This is a genomic window from Shewanella sediminis HAW-EB3 (assembly GCF_000018025.1).
Lineage (GTDB): Bacteria > Pseudomonadota > Gammaproteobacteria > Enterobacterales > Shewanellaceae > Shewanella > Shewanella sediminis.
Genome location: NC_009831.1, coordinates 1,973,271 through 1,990,576 on the forward strand (window position 1 = coordinate 1,973,271; position 17,306 = coordinate 1,990,576).

At 47.5% G+C, this 17,306-nt stretch carries 13 protein-coding genes; 11 read left to right on the forward strand and 2 right to left on the reverse strand.

Annotated features, from left to right (window positions below; translation table 11 throughout):
• Positions 1-125: 125 nt before the first annotated feature.
• The 10 genes from SSED_RS08535 to SSED_RS08580 all read left to right on the forward strand — a co-directional run bounded on the left by SSED_RS08535 (position 126) and on the right by SSED_RS08580 (position 13,599).
• Positions 126-1,289 carry a 4-phosphoerythronate dehydrogenase gene (locus tag SSED_RS08535; protein WP_012141996.1) on the forward strand — a complete coding sequence of 388 codons (1,164 nt, stop codon included), beginning with the start codon at positions 126-128 and terminating at the stop codon, positions 1,287-1,289.
• A gap of 2 nt (positions 1,290-1,291) precedes the next feature.
• Positions 1,292-2,308 carry an aspartate-semialdehyde dehydrogenase gene (locus SSED_RS08540; RefSeq protein WP_012141997.1) on the forward strand — a complete coding sequence of 339 codons (1,017 nt, stop codon included), beginning with the start codon at positions 1,292-1,294 and terminating at the stop codon, positions 2,306-2,308.
• Between the two features lie 213 nt (positions 2,309-2,521).
• Positions 2,522-5,359 carry a FimV/HubP family polar landmark protein gene (locus tag SSED_RS08545; protein ID WP_012141998.1) on the forward strand — a complete coding sequence of 946 codons (2,838 nt, stop codon included), beginning with the start codon at positions 2,522-2,524 and terminating at the stop codon, positions 5,357-5,359.
• A 192-nt stretch (positions 5,360-5,551) separates the two neighbouring features.
• The gene (gene truA, locus SSED_RS08550; RefSeq protein WP_012141999.1) at positions 5,552-6,337 is read left to right on the forward strand and encodes a tRNA pseudouridine(38-40) synthase TruA; all 786 of its coding nucleotides are present in this window, start codon (positions 5,552-5,554) and stop codon (positions 6,335-6,337) included.
• A 75-nt stretch (positions 6,338-6,412) separates the two neighbouring features.
• Positions 6,413-7,678 carry a bifunctional tetrahydrofolate synthase/dihydrofolate synthase gene (gene folC / locus SSED_RS08555; RefSeq protein ID WP_012142000.1) on the forward strand — a complete coding sequence of 422 codons (1,266 nt, stop codon included), beginning with the start codon at positions 6,413-6,415 and terminating at the stop codon, positions 7,676-7,678.
• Between the two features lie 137 nt (positions 7,679-7,815).
• A complete protein-coding gene (locus tag SSED_RS08560; RefSeq protein ID WP_012142001.1) occupies positions 7,816-8,436 on the forward strand; it encodes an SPOR domain-containing protein in 621 nt (206 codons plus the stop codon).
• A 113-nt stretch (positions 8,437-8,549) separates the two neighbouring features.
• Positions 8,550-9,038: a CvpA family protein gene (locus tag SSED_RS08565; protein WP_012142002.1), complete on the forward strand. Its 489-nt coding sequence runs from the start codon at positions 8,550-8,552 to the stop codon at positions 9,036-9,038.
• 101 nt (positions 9,039-9,139) lie between these two features.
• A complete protein-coding gene (purF, locus tag SSED_RS08570; RefSeq protein WP_012142003.1) occupies positions 9,140-10,654 on the forward strand; it encodes an amidophosphoribosyltransferase in 1,515 nt (504 codons plus the stop codon).
• 263 nt (positions 10,655-10,917) lie between these two features.
• Complete coding sequence (locus SSED_RS08575; RefSeq protein WP_012142004.1) at positions 10,918-11,394, forward strand: hypothetical protein; 477 nt, start codon at positions 10,918-10,920, stop codon at positions 11,392-11,394.
• A gap of 165 nt (positions 11,395-11,559) precedes the next feature.
• On the forward strand, positions 11,560-13,599 hold the full coding sequence (locus SSED_RS08580; protein WP_012142005.1) for a DNA topoisomerase III: 2,040 nt from the start codon (positions 11,560-11,562) through the stop codon (positions 13,597-13,599).
• 16 nt (positions 13,600-13,615) lie between these two features.
• Here SSED_RS08580 and SSED_RS08585 read toward each other — a convergent pair whose 3' ends face one another.
• Entirely contained in the window at positions 13,616-13,816 is a 201-nt protein-coding gene (locus SSED_RS08585; protein WP_012142006.1) for a DUF4250 family protein, read from the reverse strand.
• A 542-nt stretch (positions 13,817-14,358) separates the two neighbouring features.
• Between SSED_RS08585 and SSED_RS08590 the strand changes: the two genes are divergently transcribed.
• Positions 14,359-15,225 (forward strand): TolB family protein, encoded by an 867-nt coding sequence (locus tag SSED_RS08590; protein ID WP_012142007.1) that lies wholly within the window; start codon positions 14,359-14,361, stop codon positions 15,223-15,225.
• Positions 15,226-16,005: 780 nt separating this feature from the next.
• On the opposite strand, the gene SSED_RS08595 is transcribed toward SSED_RS08590, so the two are convergent.
• Positions 16,006-17,295 carry an alpha/beta fold hydrolase gene (locus SSED_RS08595; RefSeq protein WP_012142008.1) on the reverse strand — a complete coding sequence of 430 codons (1,290 nt, stop codon included), beginning with the start codon at positions 17,293-17,295 and terminating at the stop codon, positions 16,006-16,008.
• Between the last annotated feature and the right edge of the window lie 11 nt (positions 17,296-17,306).

The following is a 17,306-nucleotide window of genomic DNA, read 5'->3' on the forward strand; positions in this document are numbered from 1 at the left end:
ATTAAACAGTCCGACTCAATTCCAAATAAACCAATACAGAAAATGGAACCAGCTTCATTCTCAAGCTGTACCCATCTTGCTAGAATGCGCCATCTCACTTATTCAGGTTACTTTTTAGGAACAATATGAAGATCCTTGCCGACGAAAACATGCCTTATGTGGAACAGCTTTTTGGTGATCTTGGTACGATTGAAGCCGTTAATGGCCGTACATTAACTTCTGAACAGGTTAAAGATGCCGATGTGCTCTTGGTGCGTTCGGTGACTAAGGTTAATCAGGCACTGTTGTCGCTCAATACTAATCTTAAGTTTGTCGGTAGTGCCACCATAGGCACAGATCATATCGACCAGAGCTATCTTGCCAGCCAAGGGATCCCGTTTACCAATGCACCGGGCTGTAATGCCACGGCGGTGGGGGAGTTTGCCTTCATCGCCATGCTGGAACTGGCGAAGCGTTTCGATACCGAGCTTAAAGGCAAGGTTGTGGGGATTGTTGGTGCGGGTAATACCGGCTCGGCGGTGGCTAAGTGTCTTGAGGCCTATGGGGTCGAGGTGTTGCTTAACGACCCATTAATCGAAGCCGATGATCCTCGTACATTTGTCTCTCTCGAGGCGTTAACCGAAAGAGCCGATGTGATCAGCTTGCATGTTCCATTGACTAAAGATGGCGCGCATAAGACTTGGTATCTGTTCGATGAGCAGAGGCTGCAAAACTTAAAGCCTGATACCTGGCTGCTTAACTGTTGCCGAGGGGAGGTTATCGATAATCGCGCCTTGATAAAGATAAAGGCGCAACGGCCGGATATCAAACTCGTGCTCGATGTATGGGAAGGTGAGCCCGAACCTATGCTTGAGTTGGTGCCCTTTGTCGAGTTAGCGACGCCCCATATTGCGGGTTACAGTCTGGAGGGGAAGGCGCGCGGTACTTATATGCTATATCAGAAGCTGATGGCAGTACTGGGCATCGATGCAGATAAGTCGATGACATCTCTGTTGCCCACGCTATGGTCTCAGCAGGTGTCGCTGGATGAGCTCCCCTCAGAGAAGGCATTGCTTCAACTGTCTCGTTTTGTCTACGATCTGCGTGACGACGATGAGCTGTTTAGAAAAACGCTGCTTGATGATTCTTCAATAAAAGCGGGTGAAAATTCCGCTAATAACAATGGGTTTGACCTTATGAGAAAAAATCACAAGCACAGACGCGAATTTAGTGCGTTAAAGCTAGCAAGTGCGGGGCAATCTGATGTAGATTGGTTGCTCAATTTAGGATTTTCAGGAGTTGGTCGGTAATTATGTCACAAGAATTCAATGTTGTCGTTTTAGGTGCATCGGGCGCAGTCGGTCAGACAATGATCGAGATCCTCGAAGAGCGCAATTTCCCCGTTGCTAATTTATACCCTCTAGCCAGTAGCCGTAGTGCTGGTGATACGGTCACCTTCCACGGTAAACAGGTAGAAATTCTTGATGTTGATACCTTTGACTGGTCTCAAGCACAGATAGGTTTCTTCTCTGCTGGTGGTGATGTTTCGGCTAAATGGGCGCCGATAGCAGCCGAAAATGGCTGTGTGGTTATCGATAATACCTCTCACTTCAGATATGACATCGATATTCCGTTAGTGATACCTGAAGTGAATCCGGAGGCGATTGCAGATTTCCGTAACAGAAATATTATCGCTAACCCTAACTGCTCGACCATTCAGATGTTGGTTGCCTTGAAACCGATTTACGATGCCTATGGGATCTCTCGAATTAACGTCGCGACCTATCAGTCGGTATCGGGTTCGGGTAAGCAGGCGATCGAAGAGTTGGCCAGTCAGTGCGCCAAGTTACTTCAAGGCCTTCCGGTAGAGCCAAAAGCTTATCCAAAGCAGATAGCGTTTAACGCTTTACCGCAGATCGATAAGTTTATGGATAACGGATATACCAAAGAAGAGATGAAGATGGTCTGGGAAACTCAGAAAATCTTCGGTGATGACAATATCGTCGTTAACCCGACTGCGGTACGTGTTCCCGTTTTCCACGGTCACTCTGAGGCGATTCATCTGGAGACGCTACAGCCTGTCGATGCCGAAGATGTTAAATCAGTGTTACGCGGCGCAGAAGGGGTTGAGTTATTTGAATCCGACGAAGAGTATCCTACGGTTGTGACCGATGCCGCCGGAACCGATCCCGTTTATGTGGGACGTGTTCGTAAAGATATTTCACATGATAATGGCATTAACCTATGGGTTGTCTCTGATAACATTAGGAAAGGTGCGGCACTAAACAGCATTCAGATTGCCGAAGTGCTAATCCGTGATTATTATTGATCTACGCCCCATATAGGCCAGATTTAACCATAAATCGGCCTATTTAGATGAAAAAGCCTGCAACTTGCAGGCTTTTTTTGTATTAGCACATGTTTTTGAATTGTGAACAGTAGCAGACCCGTGATTTCTGGTTTATAGTAATCTCAATAAATACAATTGCCTAAAGCTATGCTGTTTAATGGCAGAACCATTGCGCTTGAAAGGGAAGAATTAATGAACTTTCGCACTTCGTATCTTGTCGGTCTGATGGCCTCAGCTCTACTCGTTTTTACTGCTAATCCGCTAAATCACGCCTATGCCGCTGACCCTCTGAAGATCACCGGCCCCGACGGCGAGGTGAGGAAGACGAACCGGCAATATGGACCGACTCAGTCGTCTGATACTTTTTGGAGCATAGCTCAGCGGGTACGGCCAGATAATAGCGTCGATATCTACCAAGTGATGGCGGCAATCTATGATGCTAATCCCCATGCTTTTTCAAACGCGAACTACAATAGTCTTGAGAGAGGCATGATACTACTCATCCCCTCTAAAGAGGTGATGTTAGCGATACCTAAGAGCATGGCAAAGGAACGCGCCGCCCGAGATGATAAAGGCTGGAGAAAGGCAACCGCTACGGCAAAAACATCTCAACCTAAGCCGGTAATCCTTCCGGAAACAACCCCGAGTGTAACTAAGCCCGTTACAGAAACGACCTCTCCTTCAATCTCTACTACGGCTACGCCTGTCACTGCAGATACCGCAGACCTCGAAGGTTTGACCGCTAAGCTTGAGGCCGCCGAAGAAAAAGCGTTACAACTGACCGATGAGTTGGCCAGAGCCGAAGACCAATTGAATATTGGCAGCCGGGATACAGATTCACTGCAAGGTAAAATCGATGAGTTAAATGAGCAGATCTCGCTTTTAAAGGAGCAGCTTCAGATAAGTAAGCAGCAAAATGAATCGCTGAATGCCGAAGTGCAGATGTTAAAAGAACAAGTTGCCACAATGCAGCAACCAGAGGTCGAAGAGGACTCAGATCTTTGGCGCAGCCTAATGGGTAACCCATTGCTGTTGATCCTTGGTGCTGCCATTCCGGCGCTGTTAGTACTTATTCTGTTCTGGTTATTCCTCAAGCGTCGCCGTAGTGAGGGCGAGAGTGAAGATGATAAGGAGGAGCCAGTATCTGAATCTGAGGCGCCACAGCCAACACCGGCACCTGAAAACCTGGAAGCCCGCGATGATGTAGAGGCCATGGCGGTACATCTCGACACCGATGAAGAGGAATCGATAGATTCTCTGATGAACATTGACTCGAGTGAGCTACAACCCGAGGTCGACTTGTCGACGGAGCAGGATGTGTTCGTCGATTCCGGAGAGTCTGGTACCGAGGAGCAAGCCCTTGAAGAAGCCGTTGAAGAGGAGGGACAGTCGTTAGATGACCTTTGGGCCGAGGCGATGGGAGAGCAGGACGAAGAGGAGCCTGGTCCCGATGCGAGTGCCGATGAGGATGATTTAGACTCATTGCTTGCCGGATTCGATGAGGAGCCTGCGCCGGTTGAGACGGTAGCGCAAAGCAATGGCGAAATCGTATCTGCAGATGACTTAGATTCTTTATTAGCGGACTTAGATGAACCTGCCACTGAAGTTGAAACCGATCTCAGTGATGAGATTGCGGCCGAGTTAGAGGTCGATAGTGCGGATGACAATGTCAGTGAAGAGGATCTGGACTCACTACTTGCCAGCTTCGATGCCCCTCAAAATGAGCCAGAGGTCGATGAAACCGAACTGGGGACAGAACCGGATCTTAGTGACGAAATAGCGGCCGAGTTAGAGGCCGATAGCGCGGATGACAATGTCAGTGAAGAGGATCTGGACTCACTGCTGGCAAGCTTCGATGCTCCGGCAGCTGAAGCCGAGCCAGAAGCTGAGCTAACCGATGAGATTGCGGCCGAGTTAGAGAGTGAAGAAAGTCCGGATGACACTGTCAGTGAAGAGGATCTGGACTCACTGCTGGCAAGCTTCGATGCTCCGGCAGTTGAAGCCGAGTCAGAAGCTGAGCTAACCGATGAGATTGCGGCCGAGTTAGAGAGTGAAGAAAGTCCGGATGACAATGTCAATGAAGAGGATCTGGACTCACTGCTGGCAAGCTTCGATGCTCCGGCAGCTGAAGCCGAGCCAGAAGCTGAGCTAACCGATGAGATTGCGGCCGAGTTAGAGAGTGGCGAAAGCCCGGATGAAAAGGCCGATGAAGAGGAACTGGACTCTCTGCTGGCTGATTTCGACATGACTCGAGAAGATATCGAGCCTAGCCTCGAACCCAGCCCGGAATCAGAGTTAGATGAAGACCTTACTCAGAGCCAAGCAGAAGCCGATACCGCTTCGGGTAAAGATGAAGCGCTCGATGCACTATTAGCCGATTTAGAGTCGGTGGATAATAAACCGAAAATGGATCCTGTTGCTTCGAAGGGAGGCAGCGGCATGTTTGCAGATCTTAAAGGCAGTAAGAAGGTCGATGATAACAGCTTAGAGTGGGATGGCTCGTTAGCCGATTTTGGTGGTAAAGATGAGAGTCCACTATTAAACGATGATGAACTCACCGACTCGCCGGAAGAGGTAAGTCCCGATGTTAGCCAAGACCTGGAGTTAGTACCAGAGGAGGTTGAAGAGAAGTTAACCGTCGATGAAGCCCTGGCTGCACTCGATGCCAAAGAAAAAACCGTGTCACCAGCGGTAGAGGTTGCGGAGCACGACCTTACCAGCTTCCAGAGTGACAATGGCTTTATCGATATTGATCGCTTACTCAATGAAGCAGATGAAGATGTCGTCGAAACGGATCAATATAAAGAACTCGATGTCGATATGGGTGAGCTCGATAGTCTGATGGGCAACGCCTCAATGGTCGATGTCGATGATGAGGAAAACTCCGTTAATGCGAAATTGGATTTAGCTCGCGCCTACATTGAAATCGATGATACCGATAGTGCAAAAGCCCTGCTTAAAGAGGTTCAGCTGGACGGCAACGAAAGACAACAAAGTGAAGCCGATGGCTTATTTAAAACCTTAGATTAAATTGTCTTACTCTTTCTAAAAACGGCGCTTAACGCGCCGTTTTTTATTATGGGACAATATGCTAGAATCCAGCGCCCAAATTAGGTTATACCCAAACGACCTCGAAACGAGTATTTTGAAGTGGCTTGGGTATAGTAATATTGTTGTTGACTCGATTTTCGGGTCGATGGTTAAAATGTTCAAAGAGGTTGTATGCGAGTAGCGTTAGGTATCGAATATGATGGCCGTCAGTATTTTGGTTGGCAGCGACAGGCTGAAGTTGACTCAGTACAAGCTCAGTTAGAGCGCGCCCTATCTAAGGTGGCCAATGAGCCTATTAGGGTTCACTGCGCCGGAAGAACCGACGCGGGCGTCCACGCCACCGGCCAGGTTGTTCATTTTGAAACAAATGCGATACGTAAAGATTCGGCATGGACCTTAGGTGTCAATGTTAATCTACCCGATGATATCGCCGTAAGGTGGGTAAAGATTGTCGATGATGAGTTTCATGCTCGTTTCTCGGCGACAGCGAGACGCTACCGATACATGATTTATAACTATGATTTTCGCCCCGGTATATTACGCTCGGGTGTGAGTCATTATCGAGGCAATATCGATGCCGATATCATGCACCAGGCTGCACAGCAGTTTGTTGGAGAGCACGATTTTACCAGCTTCAGGGCGCTCCATTGTCAATCTAAGACCCCTTTCAGAAGTGTTCATGAGGTAAATGTTACCCGTCAAGGCATGTATATCTGTGTAGATATTAAGGCGAATGCTTTTCTTCACCATATGGTACGTAATATTGTCGGTACTCTGTTAGAAATTGGTTTGGGTAATCAGCGTCCCGAGTGGATCCCCCAACTACTGGATCTAAAAGACAGGAGCCAGGCGGCACCAACGGCCAAACCTAATGGGTTATATATGGTCGATGTCACGTATCCTGAGCGCTACGAGCTGCCTAAGCTCGCCCTGGGTCCGCTGTTTATGTTGGATTAATAGGTCGGCTCTGCATCGCTATTCATACCACTGTGTGGTGTTACTTTTCAGTGATTAATTAAGAATAATTAAGTTATGCCAAAAGCTCCTGTAAAAGACACAAGTTTAGATAATTGGTTAGATTATCTTTTAGCTATCCATCCTACCGAAATTGAGATGGGGCTGACTCGGGTATCTGAGGTTGCCGAACGTCTGGAGTTGCGGGAACTGCCCGGAATTCAAGTGGTCACCGTTGCAGGGACCAATGGTAAGGGGACGACTTGCGCCTTCATCGAGCAGATCTTACTTGCATCGGGCTTAAGTGTTGGCGTCTACAGCTCGCCGCATATGCTCAATTATAATGAACGAGTCCGTATCAATGGTGAAGATGTCGCCGACTCGTTTTTGATTGAAGCCTTCGAAGCCATCAATCGTGCGCGAAATGAGATCTCTTTGAGCTTCTTCGAATTTGCCACTTTGGCAGGGCTCTACATATTCAAAGCTGTCGCCCCCGATGTTATCTTGCTGGAGGTGGGTTTAGGTGGCCGTTTAGATGCGACCAATATTATCGATGCCGATATTTGTGTGGTGACGTCGATTGATATCGATCATCAGGAATACCTCGGGGACACGCGCGACTTGGTTGGCCGTGAGAAAGCGGGAATTTTCCGCAACTCAAAGCCGGCTATTGTCGGTGAACCCAATATGCCGGATTCAATTTTTGATGTGGCACAAGAGGTCGGGGCAAATATTTACCAAGTTAATCAAGCCTTTACTTATCAGGCCGACGCTGGTTCTCAGGCCTGGAAATTTAATGGCCAGAGACTGACACTCGATAACATCCCTCTACCTCAATTACCGCTACCTAACGCGGCTACAGCCTTGGCGGTTATTGAGCATGGTTGGCCGGAATTGTCGGCCGATGTCATTAAAAAGGCGATTGGAGAGGCGAGGCTAGGTGGCCGATTAGAAACCGTCAGCCAGGCCCCTTTGGTTCTACTCGATGTGGCTCATAACCCCCACGCCGCACGCTATCTGGCGAGCCGCCTCGAAGCGTATAAACCTAAGCGCGTATTTGCGTTATGTGGCATGCTAAAAGATAAAGATTGCACCGAAGTGATTCAGACCCTCGCTCCTCTTGTCGATCATTGGTCGTTTACCAGGCTGCGAACCGAACGAAGTGCGTCGGCCGATACATTGAGAGGAGCATTAACGACTCAGTGTGATGCGCATACATACAAGAGTGTAGATTTAGCCTGGCAGGCGATATCATCTGAGATTCATGATGAGGATATGGTTATCGTCTTTGGCTCTTTTTACACTGTTGCAGAATTTAAAGGCCTTCAGATAGGAACGGTGTGAATGTCTTCGTCAGTGGTTTTTCCGGTTAGATGTGTGATTGAATTCGTTTGAATAAAGGTGTATAAAAATTTACTTACAATAACGCCACATCGTGGCATAAATAGAGATGTTACGCATCTCTATTAAAGGATAAAAAATTGTCTAGTCATTTTCAGAATCGTCTCGTTGGTATCATAGTGCTCGTAGCCTTAGGTGTCATTTTTCTGCCCGATATTTTAGATGGTAAAAAAGAGCACCAAGTGGAGCAATTCTCAGAGATCCCACTCAGGCCTGAGGTTGAATCAGCCTCCCTTCCCGATGAAGCCTTAGTGGCGTTAGACCTGAGTGAAAAAGCAAAAGCATTTGAGTCATCAAGTGTTGAGTCTGACTCAGCGGCACCTGCCATCGAACCTGCTACAGGCGCGGTAAGTGCGGACAAACGTGCCGAGCCACAGGCTGAATCTAAAGTAGTGGCAAAAACAGAGTCAAAATCCATTGTAAAAGCAGAGAAAAAACCTACCATTAAACCTTCATCAGCCTATACCTTGCAGCTGGGTAGCTTTAATAATGCGGCTAATGTTAGAGGGCTGGTAAAGCAGTTAAGAGGGAAGGGCTTTAATGCCTATACACTTCCTGTAACGCCGATAGATGGCAAGCTCACTAAGGTGTTCGTTGGACCTGAACTCTCGAAATCAAAATTGCAGTCTCTTCAATCGGGTATTGAAAAGCTGACAAAATTGAAAGGCCGTATCGTCGCCTACGAACCAACGGCTTCTTAAGCAAAATCTGAAATCAGAGACAGAAACAATATATTCTCATCAATGGGGTGAGAATATGCTCCGTCTCTGGTAAGATCGCGCCGTCTTAAACCCTATGCTGGATCACCTTTTCAATGGTTTGGATTGATTACGCCATAATCGCCGTTATCGGAGTCTCGACTTTAATTAGTCTGCTTCGCGGCTTTGCAAAAGAAGCCATGTCCCTCGTGGTTTGGTTTGCTGCTTTTTTCGTTGCGAGTCAGTTTTATCAGGACCTCGCTGTATACCTAACCCAAATGCAAGATGAGATGCTCCGCAATGGTGTCGCTATAGCGATACTTTTTGTCGCGACACTGATCCTTGGTGCCTTGGTGAATTATCTTCTCGGTCAGCTCGTCGATAAAACCGGTTTATCGGGAACTGATAGAGTCCTCGGACTCTGCTTTGGTGCCTTAAGGGGCGCCTTAATTGTGAGTGCTTTACTCTTTTTTATGGATGCTTTTACTGGAGCACCCAATACAGATTGGTGGCAGAGTTCGCAACTCGTGCCCGAATTCGGCGTCGTTATTCAGTGGTTTTTTGACTACATAGAAAACACGTCTAGCTTTGTACCCAAAATATAAAATGCATATAAGCATTATCATGTTACTGCCAGCGCTCTGTCAGGCTTTTAGTAACTCAAGATTATAATTATCAGAACATCTTACAATGAGGAAGCCTACCCATGTGTGGTATCGTCGGAATAGTTGGCCGAACATCGGTTAATCAGACTATCTATGATGCATTAACTGTACTCCAGCATCGCGGACAAGATGCTGCTGGTATCGTGACTGTCGATGGTAGTGCGTTTAGATTACGTAAAGCCAATGGTCTGGTAAAAGACGTATTCGAAGCTAAACATATGCAACGTCTGCAAGGCACTACGGGGATCGGGCATGTCCGTTACCCAACTGCCGGTAGCTCTAGCGCATCAGAAGCTCAGCCTTTTTATGTTAACTCACCCTTTGGTATTACATTGGCTCATAATGGTAATTTAACAAATACTCTTGAGTTACAAGAGCGTTTGGTTAAACAGCGCCGCCATATCAACACCACATCTGATTCAGAAGTGTTGTTGAATCTGTTAGCCGATGAGTTGCAGCACTGCGATAGCCAAGTCTTATCTGAAGATGAAGTGTTTGATGCCATTGCTAACGTTCACTCATTGACTCGTGGTGCCTATGCGGTTGCTGCACTTATCGTAGGTCAGGGGCTGGTTGCATTTCGAGACCCGTTTGGCATTCGCCCGCTCGTATTGGGTAAGCATAAAACGGAAAGTGGTACCGAGTATATGGTGGCCTCTGAAAGCGTTGCACTCGATGCCGTAGGTTTCGAATTGATGCGTGATGTGGCACCGGGTGAAGCTATCTATATCACTCTCGATGGCCAGTTATTTACCCGCCAATGTGCCGAGTCTCCAAGCTACGCCCCCTGTCTGTTTGAGTTTGTTTATTTTGCTCGCCCGGATTCGACGATTGATAAGGTTTCTGTCTATGGCAGCCGTGTCAACATGGGCTCTATGCTTGGCGAGAAGATTAAGAAAGAGTGGGAAGATCACGATATCGATGTGGTTATCCCTATTCCGGAAACCTCGTGCGATACCGCGTTAGAAATTGCCCGTAATCTGGACCTGCCTTACCGTCAGGGTTTCGTTAAGAATCGTTATATTGGCCGTACTTTTATCATGCCGGGTCAACAGGAGCGTAAGAAGTCTGTTCGTCGTAAACTCAATGCCATAGGCGTCGAGTTTAAGGGTAAGAACGTTCTCCTTGTTGATGATTCGGTGGTTCGTGGTACGACATCTGAACAGATCATCGAAATGGCTCGTGAAGCGGGTGCTAAGAAGGTTTATTTCGCATCGGCGGCCCCTGAGATACGTTTTCCTAACGTCTACGGTATCGATATGCCAACGACCGCAGAGCTGATTGCTCATGGTCGCGATGTGGATGAGATCAGCAAGATGATTGGTGCCGATGGGATGATTTTCCAGGATCTGGAAGATCTGGTGGAAGCCGTTCGCATGGAAAACCCTGAGATTAAACGTTTCGAGACCTCTGTCTTCGACGGCATTTACATTACCAACGATGTCGATCAGGATTATCTCGATCATATCACTCAGTTGCGTAACGACGATGCTAAGGCCAATCGCAGTAAAGATATCGGCACTAACATAGAACTACACAACGTCTGCCATCCCTAAAAGGATGAAGGGTCACCATCCCATCTCAGCTTACTCTAGCTGAAGGCGAGGTGAGTTAAGTAAAGCCAGTTTCCTTAATCGGAGCTGGCTTTTTTAATGCCCCATTTTTGGAAAATCGGTTCTTTAGGGGCGTTGAGTAGCCCGATTGGGTCCAAGCCTCTGAATGAGTATCTTCTGGATGTTTACGGATAAGTTTGGTGAAAATTTACCTAACTTCTAAAGTTATAGATGAATCGACTCGTTCATATCAGATGGTGCCGCTCATGAAAAAAACCAAACGTTCAACTCGATTTATCAAGGATATCTCTATTCATACCCCTTTTGTGGAGATGCTGGCTCTGTTGATCCTGCTGTGGCTCATCTTTTCTGCCGGTTTGTATTTTTTTGAATCAAATGTCGAAAACTCGTCAATACAAACTTATGGAGATGCGCTTTATTGGGGCATAGCCGCATTTTCCACGGCGGGAATCGCCGATGCTCCTGTCTCCGGTGCCGCTCATTTTATCGGTGGGATCTGGATAGTTATGGGTTCCATGTTGTTCTTTGGCACCATAGTCGCGACAGTTACCGCCTATTTTATGAGGCCAATGCAGGGGCCTCATAAACAGATCATCGACACGATAGAGTACAACCTCGAGCAGCTAAACGAGCTGTCTATCGATGAACTGGATCTGTTGAAAGAGACCGTTGATGGGTTGATCATGCATGTTGAACACATAAAGCAAAAACAGATGAGGTGATGGTTTACCCTAATGACTGACTGTTTATATCTATTAGTTCATCACTGAATCAATTAGATGAGCCAGCCAGACTAACATCCAGGCACTAAACTGCAGGCTTGCAGCAATCAAGAGTTTAGGCTAAAGTTACTGGTAATTTATACAGTGTTTGGTGCCTCTCGTCAGATGATCCTCTATATTGCCGAAAAACCCTCCCTTGGCCGTGCTATTGCCGATGTACTGCCTAAGCCCCATAAGAAAGGCGATGGTCATATCATGGCCGCCAATGGGGATTGTGTCTCATGGTGTATTGGTCATTTGCTGGAACAAGCCGAACCCGACCATTATGACCCTCTATTTAAGTCCTGGAAGTTCGAACACCTTCCCATCATCCCGCAGCAATGGAAGATGAAAGCTAAACCTAAGACACGCTCACAACTCACCGTGCTAAGGGGCTTAGTGAAAAAGGCTTCACAGCTTGTCAATGCCGGTGACCCTGACCGTGAGGGGCAACTACTGGTCGATGAAGTGATAGCTCATCTTGGCGTCAAGGGTGAAAAACTCAATAACACCCAGCGTCTGCTTATCAGTGATCTGAACCCTCAGGCGGTCAAACGTGCATTAGGTCAGATGCGCAGTAATCGAGAGTTTATTCCCTTATCCACCTCAGCCTTGGCCCGCTCCAGAGCGGACTGGCTCTATGGTATGAACATGACCCGTGCCTACACGCTTCAGGGGCGCAAGGTGGGTTATCAGGGCGTGCTCTCGGTAGGTCGGGTACAGACGCCGCTGCTTGGTTTGGTGGTCAGGCGCGATGAAGAGATCGCGAATTTTGTCTCTAAGCCCTTCTTTGAGGTGTTGGCGAATCTGACAACGGATAACAAGGAGGCGTTTAAGACGAAATGGCAGCCCAGTGCGGCATGTCAGCCTTACATGGACGAAGAGGGAAGAGTGCTGGCTAAAGGCTTAGCGCAAAACGTCGTCGGCCGAATTACGAATAAGCCCGCCGAAGTGACGCAAGTGCTGGCGAAAGATAAGAAACAGAATGCACCGCTGCCATACAGCCTATCATCACTGCAGATCGATGCTGCCAAACGCTTCGGCATGAGCGCAAAAGAGGTCCTCGATACCTGTCAGACTCTATATGAACGGCACAAATTGATCACCTACCCTAGATCAGACAGTCGCTACCTGCCAGTCGAACAGTTTCAACAAGCGTCCCAGGTCGTTTCAGCGGTAAGCTCCGGCGCAGCCGAACTGCTAGAGGGGATGACTGCCCCCGATACCAAGATAAAATCCAAGGCGTGGAATGATAAGAAGGTCGACGCTCACCACGCGATCATTCCAACCGAGAAAACCGCTAATCTGTCTCAATTGGGGGCCCGTGAAAGGCAGATCTATCTGCAGGTTGCCCGTCAATACCTGGCGCAGTTTTATCCCCCATACCTCTATAGTGAAACAGAGGTTCATGTCTTGATCGAGGGCGGGAATTTCAAGACTAAGGCGAAGCAGGAAAGAGCACTGGGTTGGAAGCAACTTTTCGGTCGAAATAGCGACAAGCAAAAATCGAATGGCCCTGATAGTAAGAATAACAGTGATGATGATGAAGAGTCGAGTCAGGTACTACCGCCCTTAGTTAAAGGTCAGCAACTTCACTCGGGCATGGGGGAGCTTGTCGAGAAACACACCCAGGCCCCTAAACACTTTACCGATGCGACTCTGCTAGGTGCGATGACAGGGATCAGTCGTTATGTCACCGACCCCGAGATCCGAAAAATTCTTAAAGACACCGATGGCCTGGGAACCGAAGCTACCCGAGCGGGGATTATTGAGCTGTTATTCAAGCGAAGTTTTCTGTCGAGGCAGGGGAAATCAATTCTCTCAACTGAGGTAGGCCAAGGCTTAATCAATAGCCTGCCTATGAGTGCGACCACGCCCGATATGACGGCACTGTGGGAGAGTAACTTAGACGCTATCTGTCGAAAAGAGGCGAAGTATTTAAGCTTCATGTCACCATTAATCGCTTCACTGTCTGAGTTAATTACTCAGGCAGGTTCACAGTTGCCTTCTGCATTGCAGGGGGTAAAGGCGCCGGCTAACAGTTTCAGGAAAAAACGCTACAGTAAGTCGCTTGGCAGTGGCCGCAAAAAGTCGACAACGGGTTCTACTTCCCGTACCTCAGCCACAAAAAAACGGGCGAGCAGTAAAACTCAAACTAAGGGCTAAGGGCTAAGGGGCAAGCTTATTTTATCGAGCGATATTGATTCGCCAGAATATCATACTCAAACCCGGAGTCGCTGAGCTTCTGTTCCAATACTGTGCTGGGGATATCCAGATCATAGAACAGAGACTGCCTGTCCTTGCAGTTATGTCTGAGGTGTTCGTTGGCGATGCCGACGAGGATCTCCGCAGGCAGCTGTTCTAAATTCGGAATATTGATCATGCTTCACCTCTGACAGGGAAATAGTAAGTGTGAGTCCGGCATCGTACGCGCCTATATCACTTAACTATGAGACCTATTTGTTGATATTTCCATCATCTCACTGTGAGATGAGCAATTTATGGTGAAAAAGTGTTAGCTTTGAATGAAGGCTGATTACATTTTCTCTGTGAGTTTTTGGTATTAGGAAGTGTGGTTATAACTTTGACCGTCATTGTTATCTATCACCTGCGGTGGGCGCCGTGTATGGATGCCCCAAAGCTTGCTACAGACTTAGTTTGTTTACGCCCTGCTTATCAGTTTTGCGATAATTCAGATAATGTGAAGCGCAAAATACAAGATCTGACCCTGAATTGGTTTTCTCATACAACCCTGTGACTCAGTATTTTTTTGTTACAGATACAGTATGGCTTTGGTGCAGAAAATTCACTATTTTGGACTTACTTATCACCCTTTCAGTCAATACTGAGGGCTAACACCTTACGGCAGTCATTCTGCCGCTAGACCACTACAGTTAATGATTAATGGTCTGAAACGGAGTTCAAATGAAACGATTTTTTATCTCTATAGCGCTATTACTCCCATGTGTGTTGAGTAGCAGTAGTTTTGCTCAAAGCAACTTCCCTCTCTTAAAAGGGCCCTATATGGGGCAAAAAACTCCTGGTTTGGTAGCCCAGCCTTTTGCACCTGGTGTGATCTCCAAGGACGGATGGGAAATCGAAGGCGTCTTTGCACCCGGCATGAAAGAGTTCTACTACACAACCAGAGCGGCCGATGGCAAAAAAATAATCGTGATCGGATTTCGTCAACAAGACGACGTCTGGAAGAAATACTTACAGTTTCCCCGTAATGGCGAAGTGACCTTCTCCCCAGACGGCACACGCATGTATATGGCTGATGGCTATAAAGATCGGCTCAACGATGGTTGGAGCGAGCGTAATACCCTTGGACCCATGTTTGATAGGGAAGATCGGGGCATTATGCGCCTATCGGCTTCCGCCAAAGAAACCTATGTGCATGATGATTATAAAGGTGGCGATGTGCTGCGAATATCAACACTCGAAAATGGAAAGCGCACAGAGCCACAACTGATGAGTGACAATTTCAATACCGGAGAGTGGACGGCGCACCCTTTCATAGCACCAGATGAAAGTTACCTTATTTGGGACAGCGAGCGACCTGAAGGGTTTGGGGGTTCTGATCTCTATATCAGCTTCAGACAAGATGATGCTACTTGGGGCCCTGCTATTAACATGGGGGAAAGCGTCAACTCTGACAAATGGGATGCTTACGCAAGCGTAACGCCAGACGGTAAATACATCCTATTTAACAGAGGGATTGATGATAATGGCAATATTGATATCTATTGGGTAGATGCTCAAATCATCGAAACTCTTAGACCTAAGAGCTAGGCATTAGCCTCTTATACATTGCGCATCATAACAAGCGTGGGTATGTAGGGGTCAGTGTAAACTTTATGTGATTACCATACATTTCCTAATCCCAGTAGTCTCTTTTAGAGCCTCAGCGCTAAAACATTTTTGTCCAAAAATGAGCAGCAACCCGAAAACTCAAATTGTGATCACCAAAGTCGAAGAGATAAACATTCAAGTGTAAACGCGGCAGTGACCGTCCGTGACATGGATGTCACGGCCGAAGCTATAGGGACATACTTGTGCTGTGTCACTGAAGTGTTTGCACATTCAGCTAGCCGCAGGTGATAGATAAATTTGAAGTTAAAGGCTTCAGAAAGCTAACCCAATACGTATTCAGTCCAATGAACCCAATTTTAAAAGATATTTGAAACTTGTTATCGGACAAGTAAACCAATTTTTGTCCAAAAATGAGTTACAAGAAGACTTGAAATCGTGTGATCACGACATTTGTGCATCCATACACTGCACATGCTGCAAGCAATTAACTACAAGAAAACTATGCCATTCCATAAACCAAACAAATACCGACACTGTCAGATGAATCATCCAAAAGATATTTGAAACTTGTTATCGGACAAGTAAACAAGTTTTTCTCCAAAAGCGTGTTAACGAATCAAGCCTACTCGAAGAGGTGGGGAATCAGCTGTAGATGCGGCGGGGGCGTTGGTGGCATTCCCCACATCTAACTCATATGGATATGGGAAATGTCCGGTCTTTGAAGCCTATGTAATGCTTAAGACCTTATTATCCGGCGAGTTATCGCAACTTCTCTCCCCGGTTGAGGGCGATAAGCCTGTCGAGAATATGCTCGCCATCCATACGGATGCCGTTATGCTCGTACTCTGAGGTGAGCCAGTATTTCAGCTTACCCACCTGCTTAGTCGTTTCCAGAGAGTAGTTCATCTCGACGAACATATCTTCGCTATAGATAGCGGCGGCAACGGGCACAGAGTTGTTGGCTAAAGTATCGAGATCATAGAGTCCGGACCAATCCTCTTTGGTGGCTAAAAGATTAGCGGCATGCTTGAGTGGTTTAAGGTTAGTGAACTGTTCGAAAAACCAGGGGTAGACCATCTCTCCGGTAAACAGGAATTGTTTACCATCTTCGTAGTTAAACTCATCATACTGGGCTCGAACGCGCTGAGCCGACCAATTCGATGCCGACTGCTGGCAGTAGATACTCTCGTGAAGCAGGGCAAAAATAGGGTTAGTGTTAAAGTCCAGCAGTTGACAAAAATGGGCCAAAAACAGTGGGTTGACCCGAGTACCGGCTTCGGTCTCAATCAGGGCTTGCTCGAGCAGGTAATAGACAGATTCGGGCCCCTGCTCCATGCCGATATTGATCCCCAGCAACTGTAGCATCTCGACCGTGAGTCGCTCGCCGGTGGCAATTCTTACCTCATTTTGGCTGATATGCTTCGCCAGTCGGCTCACCAAGTGCTGGGTATCGCTAAAGCGTGTGAAAAAATCTTCGTTCTTGGCTAATACCCGCTTGTACGTCGCCCGGTAGACATCGTCTGCATGGCGTGTCAGCGAGGGTAGCCCGCCTGTAATGTAGGCCTCACTCAGGCCCGATGGAGCATCATTCAGGTATTTCAGTACACAGAAACCGCCGAAACTCTGACCTAAGATGCTCCACTTCTCGCCCGGACAGAGTTTTTCTCGAATCGCTTCGGCGTCACGAATGATATTGTCGGCCCTGAAATGCGTTAAATATTCGGCCTGCTGCTCCGAATTCAAATGGGCCAGGCTGATATGGTTTACCGGGGTTGAAAGCCCGGTACCTCGCTGATCTAAAAGCAGCACTCTATACTCTTTCAGGGCGCGCTTTATCCAGCCACCGTTTGCGGCAGGGCGAATCGCACCAAAGCCGGGTCCCCCCTGAAAGAAGACGATGAAAGGGAGGGCTTTGCTTGAGTTTTCAGGGCTGGAAAGCTCTCTGGCGAATACCTGGATCTGCTTTCCATCAGGTTTGGCGTAGTCAAGGGGTAGCGTAAATGTGTGCTTTATGGCGGTTAAGCCTGCTAGGGTGAGGTCAGGTTTCATTTAGGCCTTGG

Excerpts from the sequence above, each read along its gene's own strand:
- SSED_RS08535 (WP_012141996.1), top strand. The coding sequence starts at position 126 with ATGAAGATCCTTGCCGACGAAAACATGCCTTATGTGGAACAGCTTTTT.
- SSED_RS08540 (WP_012141997.1), top strand. The coding sequence starts at position 1,292 with ATGTCACAAGAATTCAATGTTGTCGTTTTAGGTGCATCGGGCGCAGTC.
- SSED_RS08545 (WP_012141998.1), top strand. The coding sequence starts at position 2,522 with ATGAACTTTCGCACTTCGTATCTTGTCGGTCTGATGGCCTCAGCTCTA.
- truA (WP_012141999.1), top strand. The coding sequence starts at position 5,552 with ATGCGAGTAGCGTTAGGTATCGAATATGATGGCCGTCAGTATTTTGGT.
- folC (WP_012142000.1), top strand. The coding sequence starts at position 6,413 with ATGCCAAAAGCTCCTGTAAAAGACACAAGTTTAGATAATTGGTTAGAT.
- SSED_RS08565 (WP_012142002.1), top strand. The coding sequence starts at position 8,550 with ATGGTTTGGATTGATTACGCCATAATCGCCGTTATCGGAGTCTCGACT.
- purF (WP_012142003.1), top strand. The coding sequence starts at position 9,140 with ATGTGTGGTATCGTCGGAATAGTTGGCCGAACATCGGTTAATCAGACT.
- SSED_RS08575 (WP_012142004.1), top strand. The coding sequence starts at position 10,918 with ATGAAAAAAACCAAACGTTCAACTCGATTTATCAAGGATATCTCTATT.
- SSED_RS08580 (WP_012142005.1), top strand. The coding sequence starts at position 11,560 with ATGATCCTCTATATTGCCGAAAAACCCTCCCTTGGCCGTGCTATTGCC.
- SSED_RS08585 (WP_012142006.1), bottom strand. The coding sequence starts at position 13,816 with ATGATCAATATTCCGAATTTAGAACAGCTGCCTGCGGAGATCCTCGTC.
- SSED_RS08590 (WP_012142007.1), top strand. The coding sequence starts at position 14,359 with ATGAAACGATTTTTTATCTCTATAGCGCTATTACTCCCATGTGTGTTG.
- SSED_RS08595 (WP_012142008.1), bottom strand. The coding sequence starts at position 17,295 with ATGAAACCTGACCTCACCCTAGCAGGCTTAACCGCCATAAAGCACACA.